This is a genomic window from Anaerozeibacter quisquiliarum, assembly GCF_051162045.1.
Taxonomy (GTDB): Bacteria; Bacillota; Clostridia; order Christensenellales; family Aristaeellaceae; genus Anaerozeibacter; species Anaerozeibacter quisquiliarum.
In genome coordinates this window covers 63,346-76,834 of record NZ_JBISDI010000006.1, presented here as the reverse complement: position 1 = coordinate 76,834, position 13,489 = coordinate 63,346, and the positions used below count along the sequence as shown (strand labels likewise).

The 13,489-nt window shown below is 65.0% G+C and carries 12 protein-coding genes; 4 read left to right on the top strand and 8 right to left on the bottom strand.

The features are described 5' to 3' along the window. Positions 1 to 61 precede the first annotated feature (61 nt). Positions 62 to 622: a manganese efflux pump MntP gene (locus tag ACH6CV_RS03910; protein WP_456356860.1), complete on the top strand. Its 561-nt coding sequence runs from the start codon at positions 62 to 64 to the stop codon at positions 620 to 622. A 353-nt stretch (positions 623 to 975) separates the two neighbouring features. Here the strand turns inward: ACH6CV_RS03910 and ACH6CV_RS03905 are convergent, their stop codons facing one another. From ACH6CV_RS03905 to ACH6CV_RS03875, 7 genes are all read right to left on the bottom strand, one after another. Then, a complete protein-coding gene (locus ACH6CV_RS03905; RefSeq protein WP_456356859.1) occupies positions 976 to 2,061 on the bottom strand; it encodes an HlyD family efflux transporter periplasmic adaptor subunit in 1,086 nt (361 codons plus the stop codon). A 26-nt stretch (positions 2,062 to 2,087) separates the two neighbouring features. Then, positions 2,088 to 3,287 carry an ABC transporter permease gene (locus ACH6CV_RS03900; protein ID WP_456356858.1) on the bottom strand — a complete coding sequence of 400 codons (1,200 nt, stop codon included), beginning with the start codon at positions 3,285 to 3,287 and terminating at the stop codon, positions 2,088 to 2,090. Beyond that, positions 3,284 to 3,970, bottom strand: a complete 687-nt coding sequence (locus tag ACH6CV_RS03895) for an ABC transporter ATP-binding protein (RefSeq protein WP_456356857.1) — start codon at positions 3,968 to 3,970, stop codon at positions 3,284 to 3,286. The genes ACH6CV_RS03900 and ACH6CV_RS03895 overlap by 4 nt, the downstream gene beginning before the upstream one ends. Then, the gene (locus ACH6CV_RS03890) at positions 3,967 to 4,845 is read right to left on the bottom strand and encodes an efflux RND transporter periplasmic adaptor subunit (RefSeq protein WP_456356856.1); all 879 of its coding nucleotides are present in this window, start codon (positions 4,843 to 4,845) and stop codon (positions 3,967 to 3,969) included. The genes ACH6CV_RS03895 and ACH6CV_RS03890 overlap by 4 nt, the downstream gene beginning before the upstream one ends. A gap of 139 nt (positions 4,846 to 4,984) precedes the next feature. Then, positions 4,985 to 6,361: a thioether cross-link-forming SCIFF peptide maturase gene (gene scfB, locus ACH6CV_RS03885; RefSeq protein ID WP_456356855.1), complete on the bottom strand. Its 1,377-nt coding sequence runs from the start codon at positions 6,359 to 6,361 to the stop codon at positions 4,985 to 4,987. Between the two features lie 108 nt (positions 6,362 to 6,469). Next, positions 6,470 to 6,616, bottom strand: a complete 147-nt coding sequence (gene scfA / locus ACH6CV_RS03880; protein ID WP_456356854.1) for a six-cysteine ranthipeptide SCIFF — start codon at positions 6,614 to 6,616, stop codon at positions 6,470 to 6,472. 101 nt (positions 6,617 to 6,717) lie between these two features. Beyond that, entirely contained in the window at positions 6,718 to 8,109 is a 1,392-nt protein-coding gene (locus ACH6CV_RS03875; RefSeq protein ID WP_456356853.1) for an aminotransferase class I/II-fold pyridoxal phosphate-dependent enzyme, read from the bottom strand. 512 nt (positions 8,110 to 8,621) lie between these two features. On the opposite strand from ACH6CV_RS03875, the gene ACH6CV_RS03870 reads away from it, so the two are divergent. From ACH6CV_RS03870 to ACH6CV_RS03860, 3 genes are all read left to right on the top strand, one after another. Continuing rightward, positions 8,622 to 9,980: a hypothetical protein gene (locus ACH6CV_RS03870; protein WP_456356852.1), complete on the top strand. Its 1,359-nt coding sequence runs from the start codon at positions 8,622 to 8,624 to the stop codon at positions 9,978 to 9,980. An 81-nt stretch (positions 9,981 to 10,061) separates the two neighbouring features. Then, complete coding sequence (locus ACH6CV_RS03865; RefSeq protein ID WP_456356851.1) at positions 10,062 to 11,099, top strand: Gfo/Idh/MocA family protein; 1,038 nt, start codon at positions 10,062 to 10,064, stop codon at positions 11,097 to 11,099. Between the two features lie 91 nt (positions 11,100 to 11,190). Continuing rightward, positions 11,191 to 12,255, top strand: coding sequence for a L,D-transpeptidase family protein (locus ACH6CV_RS03860; protein WP_456356850.1), 1,065 nt, complete (start codon positions 11,191 to 11,193; stop codon positions 12,253 to 12,255). A gap of 200 nt (positions 12,256 to 12,455) precedes the next feature. Here the strand turns inward: ACH6CV_RS03860 and ACH6CV_RS03855 are convergent, their stop codons facing one another. Further along, entirely contained in the window at positions 12,456 to 13,334 is an 879-nt protein-coding gene (locus ACH6CV_RS03855; RefSeq protein WP_456356849.1) for a DMT family transporter, read from the bottom strand. Positions 13,335 to 13,489 lie beyond the last annotated feature (155 nt).

The following is a 13,489-nucleotide window of genomic DNA, read 5'->3' as shown; positions in this document are numbered from 1 at the left end:
AGACTCATGGACTGCGTTTTTCGCCGTCCATGGGTCTTTTTATTGCGGGGAGGGTCATTACATGGGCATTGCAGAGGTACTGATCCTGGCGCTGGGGGTTTCGATGGACGCGCTCGCGGTGGCGATCTGCAAGGGGCTGGCGCTGAAGCGCGTGGATGGGCGCGGCATGCTGACCGTGGGGCTGTGGTTCGGCGGGTTCCAGACGCTGATGCCCCTGCTGGGCTACCTGCTGGGCATCCGGTTCAGCGCGCTGGTTCACGCCTACGACCATTGGATCGCATTCGTGCTGCTGGGGGCGCTGGGCGCAGGCATGATCCGCGAGGCGCTGCGCGGCGGCGACGAGCCCGGCGACAGCGCGCTGAATCCCCATGCGATGTTTCCGCTCGCGGTGGCGACCAGCATCGACGCGCTGGCGGTGGGCGTCACGTTCGCCTGCCTGAACGTGGACGTCGGCCCGGCGGTCGCCCTGATCGGCCTCGTCACCTTCGCCATCTCGGCCGCGGGCGTCAAGCTGGGCAGCCTGGCGGGCGCGAAATGCCAAGGCGCCGCCGGCTTCATCGGCGGCGCGATCCTGAGCCTGATCGGGCTGAAGATATTGCTCGATCACTTGGGGGTCATCTAGGTAAGCGCTGATTAAAGCACACGTGCAGTGGCGAGGTGATTTTTCGTTCCGGTGTGCCTGCAAAAACCGCGGGACTAGCAGCGCTAATTCAAGTGTTTTTGCAGGCGCACCGGGGCGGAAAAGCATCCGTCTCCGCGCGTGGGATTTGATCAGCGGTTACCTGGGTAAGCGCTGATTAAAGCACGCGTGCGGCGGCGCGCTGAATTTTCGTCAGATTGCGCTTGCAAAATCTGAAGGCGCAGCGGCGCTGCGTCGAGGATTTCGCAGGCGCAGGATGGCGCAAAGGCAGCCGCCACCGCGCGTGGGATTTGATCGGCGGTTACCTGGGCGGAGCGGGCGGCCGAAGGTCTCCCCTACGGTCCCTTCGTCGCCACGATGCTCATACCCTCGCGCACGAAGTCGTCGTTGTCAAACGTCAGATACGCCGTGTACTCGGCGTCTCCGTCCTGGCCCGTTGAGACCGACGAGATCGAGGCGACCGTGCCATGGTAGCTGCGGTCGGCGTCGGCATCGGGCGCGATCGTCATCCGGTCGCCCACCTTGACGCGGGACAGTTCCATCTCGCCGACCGCGATCGAGGCCTCGAGCGTGCCTGTCGGGTACATCGTGACCAGCACCTGGCCCTCGGTCACGACGTCGCCGGGCGCGACGGCCAGCGTCGCGATCGCGCCGCGCTCGGGGAAGCGCACCATCTCGTCCAGCGGCAGCGCGCCCAGCAGGTCGCCCGTCACCGTCTCGAACAGCAGGTCGCCCTTCTTGACCTGCGCGTCCTCTTTCACATGCACCCGCAGCACGCTGCCCTCGCCGGTCACCGCGACCGGGTCCATCCGCGCAACCGAACCCTTGCCCACGCGCGTTTTGCGCGAATGGTCGGCGCTTCTGTAGATCGACACGCTGTCGCCCAACTTCAAATTGCCTCCCGTCACCTCGACGGTGTAGCTTGAGCCCTTGACGGCGCTGATGAAGCCCTCGCCGACGCGGCTCTTTTTCGACGCTTGCAGGTAGACCGTCTCGCCCGCGTGCACGTACTTGGTGGCGGTCGAGTCGTAGGCGCTCTTCGAGTTGCCCTGTACCTGGAACCGGCTGTCGGGCTCGATCAGCGCAAGCGCGCTGTAGCGCGACTGCACCGCCTCGCAGCTGTCGCCCGGCTGCACGCGCAGGCTCCGGGCAACACCGTCGACCGGCGCGTACACCTTGTCGGCGGACAGAGACAGCAGCACCTCGCCCGCGCTCACCGCATCGCCGGCGCGCCAATTGAAGTCCTGCACCGTGCCGCCGAACGGCGCGGTCACGCTGACCGTCCGCCCCGCCACGATCTTGCCGGTGAAACTGGCCACCGTGATCCCCGGGGTTTCCGTTGCGGCCTGAGAGGCCTGCGAGGCCCCCGCCGGCGTCGCGAGCAGCAACGACAGCAAAATCGCCCAACAGATTTTGCGCATGAGCACACCATCCTCCTGCTTATTCTTTATACGCTCCGCAGCGCGTCGATCGGGTTCAGGTTGCTGGCCTTGCGCGCCGGGGTCCAGCCGAACACCACGCCCACCGTGGCCGAAAACCCGACGCCCAGCAAGACGGCGAACGGCGACAGCCTGAACGGCGTATCGATCGCCAGGCTGAACAGAAACGAGATCGCGAGCCCCAGCCCCATGCCGATCAGCCCGCCCATCGTGGACAGCAGGAACGACTCGATCAAAAACTGCAGCTGGATCTGACCGGGCTGCGCACCCAGCGCCTTGCGCAGCCCGATCTCGGCGGTGCGCTCGGTCACCGACACCAGCATCATGTTCATGATCCCGATGCCGCCCACCAGCAGCGCGATCGAGGCGATGCCGGCGAGCAGACCGGTCATCATGCCGGTCATCGTGCTCATCGTGTCCAGCAGGCTCTGCATGTTGATCACGCGGTAGGTGTCGTCCTTGCCGTTGAAGGCGCTGGTCAACGCCTGTTTGAGGTGCGCGATGATGCGCTCGCTCTTGGCGGTATCGCCCATGTAAACCGCGAGCGAGGTGATGCCGCGCAGCCCGTCGAGCTGCATCGCCGCGGTGTAGGGCACGATCAGCCGCCCGTCCTCGCCCATCGACATCTGCGCCATCACGTCGGCGTCGTCCGACGACAGCATGCCCACCACGGTGAACCAGCGGCCCCCCACGCACACCTGCCTGCCCAGCGGATCGACGCCGAAGAACAGCTTCTTCATCAGCACCTCGTCGATCAGGCACACCTGGCTCGCGCTTTCGATGTCGAGCCGATTGAGCTCGCGCCCGCGGCCCACCAGCTTGGGGCTCTTTCGGAAGTACAGCTCGTCCTGCCCGTCGATCGGAATGTCTTCTTCCCAGCGCCCGTTCGCCAGCACCGTCTTGGTCAGGCTGACCGAGGGCGACACGCCGGACACGTCGTCGAGCGCGCGGATCGCCTCCATGTCGCCCTCGTTCAAGCCCCGCTTGAGCGCGGTGCCGGTGACGGTCACGTTCAGCTTGCCCGCGCCCAGCGACTCGAACTGGGCGTTGACCTCGTATGTCACGCCTTCGACGATCGTAATCAGCGCGATGATGGCGGTGACGCCGATCACGATGCCCAGCACCGTCAAAAACGAGCGCATCCGATTGGCGAAGATGTTGCCGATCGACATCGACACGCTCTCGCGGATCATGCCCCAGCGAATCATTGGGCGCCCTCCGTCAATCGACCGTCCAGGATGTTCACGACGCGGCGCGCGTGCCGGGCGATCGACAGGTCGTGGGTAATCATCACGATCGTGCGGCCCTCGCGGTTCAGCTCGCCGAACAGCTCCATCACCTGCCGCCCGGTGTTCTGGTCGAGCGCGCCGGTCGGCTCGTCAGCCAGCAGCAGCGTGGGGTTTGAAGCCAGCGCGCGCGCGATCGCCACCCGCTGCTGCTGGCCGCCCGAGAGCTGATTGGCGTAGTGGTGCAGCTTGTCGGAAAGCCCCACCCGCTCGAGCATCGCCCGCGCGCGTCTGCTGCGCTCGCGCGCGCCGACGCCCGCGTACACCAGCGGCAGCTCGACGTTCTTCATCGCGTCCAGCCGCGGCAGCAGCTGGAACGACTGGAAGATGAACCCGATCTCGTGGCAGCGAATCTCGGAAAGTTCCCGCTGATCGAGGTTCGGGATCGAGCGCCCGCGCAGGATGTAGTCGCCGCTGGTCGGGGTGTCGAGGCAGCCGATGATGTTCATCATCGTGGACTTGCCGCTGCCCGACGGGCCCAAGATCGACAGGAACTCACCCTCGTCCATGTCCAGATCCACGTGGTCGAGGATCGTCTGCAGCTCTTCGCCCATCTGGTATTGCTTGACGATGTCTGTCATCGAGAAGAACGGCCCCTGCGTCATGGCCGTATCCTCCGGGGCCCCGCCATCATCACCGGCCCCCCGGCCGGTATGACCGCGCGCTGGGGCCGGTAGAGCACGGTATCGCCCTCAGAAAGCCCCTCGGTAATCTCGGCCATCAGCCCGTCGTTGATGCCCACGGCGACGGCCTTTTGCACCGCGCCCTTGCCCTCGGGGCCGGGTACCAGGACAAAAGGTTCGTTGCGCTCGGTGAACGACAGCGCCTCCATCGGAAGCCTCAGCGCGTCTTCGGCCTGTCGGTTGATTAACCGCGCCTCCACCTGCATGCCGGGCAGCACCCCGGCCCGGTCAGGCAGACTGAGCGTGGCCAGGTAGTAGGCGGTCTGCCCCTCCTGCGTAGCCTGCTTGGCCATCGACTCGACGCGGCAGCCGATCTCCTTCTCGAGCGCGTTGACGGTGACCAGCGCGGCCTTGCCTACGCTGACCGCGGGCACGTCGTACTCGTCCACCTTGATCCGAACTTCCAGCCGATCCATGTCCATCAGGTCGATCAGCGCGCCGCCGGCCGCCACCACGTCGTCCTCGGCCACATGCAGCCCCACCACCTCGCCCGCCATGTCGGCCTTGAGCAGCTCGCCGGTACTGAGGCGCATCAGCCGGTCGTTCTTGCCGACCCTTTGCCCCTCGCGCACGTAGACGGCGCGCACGGTCGCCTCGCGCGCCGCCTGCAGCGACTGCGCGCGCGGCGCGTACACATTGCCCTCGAAGCTGTACCAGGTGGCGATCTCGCCGCGCTGCACCTGCGCGCTCAGGAAGGCGTCGTTCGCCCCCTTCCGCGGCCAGAACAAGAAAGCCACGATCGCGGCCAGCGCGACCAGCAACCACACCCAGCGACCCCTTTTCCTGCGCTTTGCCACGCTCCGGTCTCCTTACGTCAACAAATTTGCCAATTGTCCTTCATCATAATACGGCCGCGCCTCGATGTCAACGAGGCGCGGCCAACCGTTACCCGCTCCGCCCTGCAAAGTCAAACTTTCGCCACGATTTGCCGCGCCATCAATCGGATGGGACCGCCTTCGCCGCCTGCATCATGATCGCGCACTCGATGCGCTTCTTAAACAGCTTGCAGCCGTATTCGTACAGCCCCTCGATGTCGCCCGAAGCGTGGTAGCTGTTGGCGGCGCAGCCGCCGCTGCAGTAGAGCCGCGCCCAACACGTGCGGCAGGCCTCGCGCGAGAACACATTGACCCCGGCGAAGCGGTTCACGAGCGCCTGATTGGTCACCCCGTCCCACACATTGCCCATCAGGAACGCGGGGTCGCCCACGAACTGGTGGCAGGGATACAGGTCGCCCCAGGGCGTCACCGCCAGGTATTCGGTGCCCGAACCGCAGCCCGCCACCCGCTTGTGGATGCAGGGGCCGTGTTTGAGGTCGAGGATGTAGTGATAGAAGGTAAAACCCACCCCGGCCTTCTCGCGCGCCAGCATCTCCCGCGCAAGCCGCTCGTACTGCGAACACAGCGCCGGCAGGTCGGCCTCGGTCAGCGCGTAGGGCTCGCCTGGCGCGCACACCACCGGCTCCATCGACAGCTGGGTGAAGCCGAGGTCTGCCATGTGCAAAACATCCTCGGTGAAATCCACGTTTCGAGCGGTGAAGGTGCCGCGCATGTAGTAGCCGCGCTGACCGCGCCGCTCAACGAACCGCCGGAACCTGGGCACCACCAGATCGTAGCTGCCCTGCCCGTTCGCCGTTTTGCGCAGCCGGTCGTGCACCTCCTTCCGACCGTCGAGGCTCAGCACCACATTGTGCATCTCGCGGTTCAGGAAGTCGGTCACCTCGTCGTCCAGCAGCACGCCGTTGGTGGTCAGCGTAAAGCGGAAGCGTTTGCCGCGCGCGCCCTCGACCGAGCGGGCGTAGGCGACCAGCTGCTTGACGACGTCAAAATTCATCAACGGCTCGCCGCCGAAGAAGTCCACCTCGAGGTTGCGCCTGTTGCCCGAGCTGTCCATCAGGAAGTCGAGCGCGCGCTTGCCCACCGTAAAGCTCATCAGCGCCCGCTCGCCGTGATACTTGCCCTGGCTGGCGAAGCAGTAGTCGCAGCTCAGATTGCAGGTGTGCGCCACATGCAGGCACAGCGCCTTGACCTCGCCCACCTTCTTTTTGAGCGCGGGCATGTCGCAATAGATATCGGGCGCGAACAGCCGCCCGGCCGCTTTAAGTTCCTCAATGTCGTTGAGTGTCTCCTTGATTTCCGCCTCGTCAACGCCCGGCCGATCGCCGTAGCGCTCGAGCAGGGTCTTTATGACGCCGGCCTCGTCGCCCTCTTCGTACAGCGCGATCGCGTCGTAGGCCAGCTCGTCCACCAGGTGTACCGAGCCGCTGTTGACGTCGAGCACGATGTTCATGCCGTTGAGCTTGTATTGGTGTATCATGGTTCCTCCGCCAAAAATGGCAACAAATCTATAACTTCGAGGGGCCAATTCCCCATTCCCCGGGAGGAGAATGAGGAATTGGCCCCTCGGAGTTATATACTTATCGGATTACTTATCCCCCTGCTCGCAAGGCTGGTTGGCCACGCCGCACGAGGTCTTGCACGCGGACTGGCAGGAGGTCTGGCATTCGCCGCAGCCGCCGGTCGTCAGGCTCTTGGGAAGCTCGCGCGTGTCCAGGCTGATGATTCTCTTCATAATCTTTCATCTCCTTCGCTCAAACCGGCAGGCGACTGCCTGCCCACTTCCCTACTATGATAGCCGTTCCGGTTGGCTCCGTCAATCGTTTTGGCCACAATTTAACACGTCACCACCCGCAGCGTGCCCGGCTGCCCCGAGCTTGTGCGCGCGCGCAATCGCGCGATCCATCCCGGCAGTTCCTCGCCCACGCGCTCGCCCGGTGCGATCAGCGGCGCGCCCGGCGGGTAGACCCAGGCGTATTCCTGCGCGATCCGCCCGACCGCTCGCTCGACCGCCACCGTCTCGCCCGGCAGCGCGAGCGCCGCGTCGATCGTCAGTTCGACGCGCGGCGGGCCGGGCAGCGCAATCGGCTCGGCCGGCGCGGCCAGCAATCCCCGGTCGATCTCGAGCAGCGCCCCGGCCAGGCGGTCGAGCGCATCTTCCCCATCCGCGAGCGTGGCCAGCGCCAGCGCGTAGCCGGGCGTCGCCATCTCGAGCTCGAACCCGCGCGCGCGCAGCTCGTCCATCAACTGATAGCCGCTCGTCGAGCTCCCGCGCGTCACCAGCGTGATCTTGCCGGGGTCGAGCGCGTAAAACACATCGGCCTTCTCCAGCACCCGGAGCCGCTCCATCGGCCGCACCCGCTCGCGGAAGCGGTCGGTCCGCGCGCGGAACGCCGCGAGCAGTTCCTCTCCCCTCTCCGCCATCAACCCGACGCATCGGTCGATCGACGCCATCAGCGGGTAGGACGGGCTGCTGGTCTCAAAGATCGACAGCTGGCGCGCGATTTCCTGCGCGTCGACCCGGTCGGTCAGCACGTGCAGCAGCGCGGTCTGCGTCAGGCTGGGCAGCGTCTTGTGCAGGCTGTGCACGACGCAGTCCGCGCCCAGTCGCGCGGCGCTCTCGGGAAAGCGGGGCGACAGAAAGTGCGCGCCGTGCGCCTCGTCGACGAGCAGCGCGACGCCCCGCGCGTGCAAGATGTCCGCGATCGCGCGAATGTCGGACACCACGCCCTCATAGGTGGGCGAAGTCAGCGCGCACAGCCGGATGTCCGGATGCGCCGCCAGCGCGGCGGCGACCGACGCGGGTTCGATGCCGCCCGCCACCCCCGACGCCCCGTCGACCGGCGGCATCAGGTAAACAGGTCGCAGCCCGTTCAGCTCCATCGCGTGGTAGACCGAGCGGTGGCAGCCGCGCGCGACCAGAATCCGGTCGCCGCGCCCGGTCAGCGCGCGAATCGCGGCGAGCAGCCCGCAAGTCGAGCCGTTTACGAGAAAGAAGCTGCGCTTGACGCCATACAGCCGCGCCGCGCGCTCCATGGCGGCCTTCAGCAGGCCCTCGGCCCCGTGCAGGTTATCAAAGCCCTCAACCTCGGTGACGTCGAGCCGCCAGGGCAGCGCGTCGCCGAGCAGCGCCTCGTTGCGCTTGTGCCCCGGCATGTGCATAGGCACCATGCCCGAAGCCGCGTAATCCTCAAGCGCCGAAAGCAGCGGCGCGGAAAACCCGTCCATACAAATCACCCGAGCGCATCATAGCACAGCCCATGGCCGCCCGTCAAACTTGCGCAGCCGGTTTATGGTGTAATCATGGATGTAAACAGCAATGGCATCAATACTCCAATTTTAATATATTTTTTCAAAACACTTGACGGGCCGTCAGGTATGCGGTAATATAAAGGCGCGAAAATTTCAATAAATTAATTACTTACAGCAGAAATAATTTTTCTGTATATTTTAGCGTCAGACCAGGAGCGCAAGGAGGCGATGTATTGTATTGGGCGATATGCCCGGGATGTTGCTGGTTTCATTTGCATATGTGATATTCCTATTTCCTTGCAATGACATTGCCTGCCCTGGGCAATGCAGAGTTGTCTGCGCGTTGGCGGTGTATGAGATGGACGCCGGGCGACTGACCAAAATTCAGTAGCGGCGCAAGAGTCCCGATTCTTCCAAAGGGTGGTGGGTCGTGATGCCGATCGCCTGATTGGCACGGGTTACAGGATGACAAAGCAGGGAGGTATTTTATGAACAGGTTGCTGTCGATGATGATGCTGCTCGCGGCGCTATGCGCGCTGCCCGCAAACGCACAGGCGCTCCCGGGCAAGACCGAACTGGTGGTGGCCAATTTCTCTGAGGTCGACGAGGCCTATACTGCGATGGCCGGGGCGCATCCGGATATTGCGCTGAAGCCGCTTTCGTCGTATGTCTCCGACGAGCAGGTGATGACGGATATCCTGTCGCGCTCGGACGCGGTGGATCTCTATTGTTTGTTTGTCAACGAACCTGCCTACAAGGCGCTGTACGAGCGGGGGTTCCTGGGCGAGGCGGACGCGCTGTCGCCCGCCATTGGGCCGATGCTGCCCCAGGTGCGCGCGCGCATCGAGCGGGACGGGCATCCGGTCGCGCTGCCGGTCAGCCTGAGCATCCTGGGTTCGCTCAGCTACAATCCGGCGGTGGCCGCCAAGTTGGGCTTGGATGAGGCGGCGCTGCCGGGCAGTTGGAGCGAATTTCTGCAATTTGTGAGCGACTGGCCGCGCGCCTACGCCGAGAATTTCCCGGAAGTCGCGCTGTTCGACGACACCATCGACCTCTCCACGCGGCGCGAACTCCTATTCTACGCGTTCTACAACGACTATTCGCTGCACCTGGATCAGTTGGGCGGGGTGCCGTCGTTCGATACGCCGCTGTTTGACCGGCTGCTGACGGCGTTTGAGGCGGTCGATCGCGCGGCGTTTCCGCCCTCGTTTGGCGGCGAGGCGTTTTCAGAGGGCGAGGCGCTGTTCAAGTTTGGCACAGACGTCGGTTTTGTGGCCGCTCGCGAGGACGGCAACCGCGCGCTCGGGCTGACGCTGGAGCCGGGCGTCGGCCCCTACTACGGGATGGAGCTGAACGTCATGATCCTGAACCCCTATTCTCAGAAAAAGGAGGCCGCCGCCGCGTACCTCGAAGCCGCGGCAAGGCGGATGGATGTCTACACCCGGTTCAATCTGGTGCCCGACGAGGCGGTGCCGACGCGAAGGGCAGACTTTGAGGAGGTGAGGCGGAATTTTGAAACGGCGATCAACGAACTGCGCGAGCGTGCGGAGCGGGCCGAAGGGCCGGACAAGACCGATCTGCAGCTGCAGCTTGCCGACCTTGAGCGGCGATGGGCGGTCGCCGACGAGCATATGTGGACGGTCAACGCGGAGCTGACCGCCCTCTACCGTGCGCAAGCGCCGCGCATCGTGGTCATGCGCAACAGCACGGCCGGCGGTCTGGAGGGCAGCGGGGACGAAGGTGTGCACAGGCTGATCCAACGATACCTGGATGGGCAGTTGGACCGACGGGCGTTTCTCGCGCAACTCGATCAGAAGGTGGGCGCGATGGTGATGGAGGGATATTAGGCGGCAACAATTGACGCGCAGGCGGGCTTATGTCATAATGATGGTGGATTGCTATACCGATCCGAGGAGGCGAATCCCCTTATGAAAAAGCTGCGTATAGGCGTCATCGGCGCGGGCGGCATCGCCGACCGGCGCACCATCCCGGGCCTGCTTCACTGCCGTCACGCCGAGCTGAGCGCGGTCATGGGCCCGAACCTCGAGCGTACCGAGGCCATCCGTCAAAAGTACGGCGCGCCGCGCGCCTACGACGACGAGCGCGCGCTGCTGGCCGACCCGAACGTGGACGCCGTCTACATCGCGTCGCCCGTGGGCGACCACGCGCGTCAGACGATGCTGGCCGCCGATCACGGAAAGCCCATCCTGCTCGAAAAACCGATCGCGCTCAGCTGCGAGGAGGGCGAGCGCGTGCTGAACCACTGCGCGCAGAAAAACGTGCAAGTGGGCGCGGGGTTCATGATGCGCTTCGCCAGCCACGTACAAAGCATGAAGCGCGCCGTCGACGAAGGCAAGCTCGGCCAGATCGTGTCCGGCTACAGCCAGTTTACGCTGTGGTTGCCGGGCGGTAATTGGCGGCTGGACCGAGCGCGGGCGGGCGGCGGCTGCCTGATGGACATGGGCGTGCACGTCATCGACCTGTTTGGGTTCGTCACCGGCATGCGCATTACCCGCGTCGCCGCCATGAACGAGACGATCACCTTCGGCTACGACGTGGAGGATACGTCCACCGTGCTGCTGCGCCTTGAGAACGGCGCGCAGTGTGTCGTGCAGACCAACTTCAACATCCCGGACGCCGCCAGCAAATGGCGGTTCGAGCTGTTCGGCACCAAGGGGCGGCTGATGGGCGACACGATGATCGGCCAGGTGGACGGCGGCACGCTCAACCTGCTGGCGCTCGAACGCGAACAGGCCTACGACCCCGAGCAGAACCACGCGGACGATCAGGGGCTCATGGTGCCGGGCGAGTTCGGCAACCTGTATACCCGCCAGCTCGACGCGTTTGCCGAGGCCATCCTCAAGGGCAGACCCGTGCCGGTAAGCGCCGCCGACGCACTCGCGGCGCAGCGCGTGATCGAGGCCGCATACGCAAGCCAGGCAAGGCGAACCGTTATCGATCTGTAATGAGTAGGTTGTGAATCCACAGAACCTGTTGCGGTCGCTGGCAAGTTATGGTATATTGAGGCCATCTTCTATGCGGAAGGTGGCTTTGCCTTTGAAAAAACTCTCCTGGCTGCTCGCGCTCGTGGGACTGATGTTGTGCGCCTCGGCGCAGGCGGCGGACCGGCGCGATCTCTACGGCGTCGAACCGCCCGTTTCGAAAGGCTATGACATGCCCTACACGCTGACGGTGTACATCGGCAACCAGGTGGCTGTGGCTTACGACGGCCAGACGCTCGAGCCCGTGCGGTATATGATCTGCTCGACGGGCTTGGGCAATGCGACCCCGACCGGCACCTTTACGATGCCCGCCACCTACACGAGCGGCTGGGACAAGTGGGGCACGCACTACGTGCGCTACCCCACCACGATCCGGCGTCCGTACTATTTCCATTCGATCCTGTACGGCACGGACAAGTCGCTCGAATGGAAGACGTGGCACAGGCTGGGTTACAAGGCGTCCGCGGGCTGCGTGCGGCTGACGCCGCTGGACGCGCAGTGGGTGAACTACAACTGCAAGCGCGGCACGCGCGTACGGATTGTGAATGCGAAGGCGGCGGGGCTGGCAGAAATCCACGACAGGATCAAGGCCGAGCTCGTGCGGAACGGCCCCTCAAGCGTGCAGCCGACGCTCAGCCCCACGCCCAGCCCGCCGCCGCCGGTGCTCGAGCTGGGCGCGGGCAAGAGCCGCGTGATCCAGTCGTTCCAGCGCCGGCTGCGCCAGCGCGGGTTCTACAACGGCAAGCTGCACGGGCTTTACGACGGGGCCACCGTCGCCGCCTGGAACGCCTACAAGAAGGCCAAGGGCTGGCCCGAGGACGGCGTCGCGACGACCGAGCAGCAGGCCGAAATGGCACTCGACGACCAGACCACGGCCTTCTCGGTGGATTTGAAGACCGGCGACACCGGCCCGATCGTGCGCAAGGTTGAGGAGCGGCTCAAGGCGCTCGGCTACTTCAAGGGCACCCCGAATCAAGCCTACGACGCGGCCACCTCCGCGGCGGTCAAGCGCTATCAAAGGGCCAGGGCCCTGCGCCCCACCGGGCTGCTGCGCGCTGTCCAGCAACCGGATCTCTTCAGGGAAGCGGAGCCCACGCCGGCGCCCCCCTCATCGCCGTAGACCAACGTCCACTCTGTTCAATCTGCCGGCTGAAAAGCGCCCGCGCGGGCGCTCAGACCATTGACAAACCCAGCGTGCAAGAGAGCAGCGCTGGGTTTGTCAATGGTCTGAGGCATTGCCTGTCGGCATTGCCTCCATTTTATGAACGGGTTCCCCCTGCCCCGCAAAGCCGATTTGGCCTTCGGCGCCCACACGGGAAGCTACCCCGCCCGACCCCGCCTTATGTCCATCCACACATTGACGCACAGCCCGGCCAGCACGCATGCGCCGCCGACCAAGTTGCGCGTGGACAGCGCGCCCGCGAGCGACCAATCGAGCGCCACACCGGCAAACAGCTGGCCGATGAACAGCGTGAGCGTCATCAGGAACGCCGGGATGTGCCGCGTGGAGATGTTGGCCTGCAGCACGATCAGCACGCCGATCGCGCCGCCGAAATAGATCCACCAGGGCGACGCCAGCCGCGTGGGCCAGGCCGAGGCCCCGCCGGCACCCGCGATCGCCCAGACGACGAGCGCCACGGCCAGCCCGACCACATAGTTATAAAACGTGCTGACCAGCGCGCTGGTGCGCGCGGCCAGCCGGGCGTTCAGGTAGCGGTTGAGCGTCAGCGTCACGCCGGTCAGCAGTGACAGCCCCACCGGCACCGGCGAGCACGCCGTGCCCGCGAGCATGTAGGCGATGCCGGCTCCGGCGCCCAGCAGCCCCAGCGCCTTGCCCGCGCTCATCGGGGCGCGCTTCATCCCGAACAGAGCGAACTGGTCGATTGCGAGCGCCGAGCCCGCCTGTCCGACCAGGTTCAGCGCCACGATGGCCGATACGTCGATCTGTCCGTACGCCTGGTTGTTGAACACCGTCGTGGCCACCCCGACCGCGCCGCCGAGGAACGCGGTCCACTTGAGTCCCCGCGCCGCGCTCAGCTTCTCGCCGCGCAGCGCGCAGGCGGCGCTGACCAGGACCAGCCCCACTACGTGGATGGTCACCGTCGCCGCATACAAATCGTACGCGCGCGTCAGCTCCCCGTTTATCAGGATCATCACCGAAATCGCCACCGCGGCCAGCGTCGACAGCGCGTAGTGCATGTACGTCCCCTCCTCCTCTGAGCAATCTGCGCAGCCCAAGGCCAATGATATGAGGCGGGTCTTGGGCTGCGCAGACTGCTCCCCCAGTATAGCGCGTCCGCTCATGGCGCAAAAGGTATTTTGGTTAAACTTGCCGCGCGCCGGGCACGATACAG

Bases quoted from the DNA above. Each gene is read 5' to 3' on its own strand.
- ACH6CV_RS03910 (WP_456356860.1), top strand. From the start codon at position 62: ATGGGCATTGCAGAGGTACTGATCCTGGCGCTGGGGGTTTCGATGGAC.
- ACH6CV_RS03905 (WP_456356859.1), bottom strand. From the start codon at position 2,061: ATGCGCAAAATCTGTTGGGCGATTTTGCTGTCGTTGCTGCTCGCGACG.
- ACH6CV_RS03900 (WP_456356858.1), bottom strand. From the start codon at position 3,287: ATGATTCGCTGGGGCATGATCCGCGAGAGCGTGTCGATGTCGATCGGC.
- ACH6CV_RS03895 (WP_456356857.1), bottom strand. From the start codon at position 3,970: ATGACGCAGGGGCCGTTCTTCTCGATGACAGACATCGTCAAGCAATAC.
- scfB (WP_456356855.1), bottom strand. From the start codon at position 6,361: ATGATACACCAATACAAGCTCAACGGCATGAACATCGTGCTCGACGTC.
- scfA (WP_456356854.1), bottom strand. From the start codon at position 6,616: ATGAAGAGAATCATCAGCCTGGACACGCGCGAGCTTCCCAAGAGCCTG.
- ACH6CV_RS03875 (WP_456356853.1), bottom strand. From the start codon at position 8,109: ATGGACGGGTTTTCCGCGCCGCTGCTTTCGGCGCTTGAGGATTACGCG.
- ACH6CV_RS03870 (WP_456356852.1), top strand. From the start codon at position 8,622: ATGAACAGGTTGCTGTCGATGATGATGCTGCTCGCGGCGCTATGCGCG.
- ACH6CV_RS03865 (WP_456356851.1), top strand. From the start codon at position 10,062: ATGAAAAAGCTGCGTATAGGCGTCATCGGCGCGGGCGGCATCGCCGAC.
- ACH6CV_RS03855 (WP_456356849.1), bottom strand. From the start codon at position 13,334: ATGCACTACGCGCTGTCGACGCTGGCCGCGGTGGCGATTTCGGTGATG.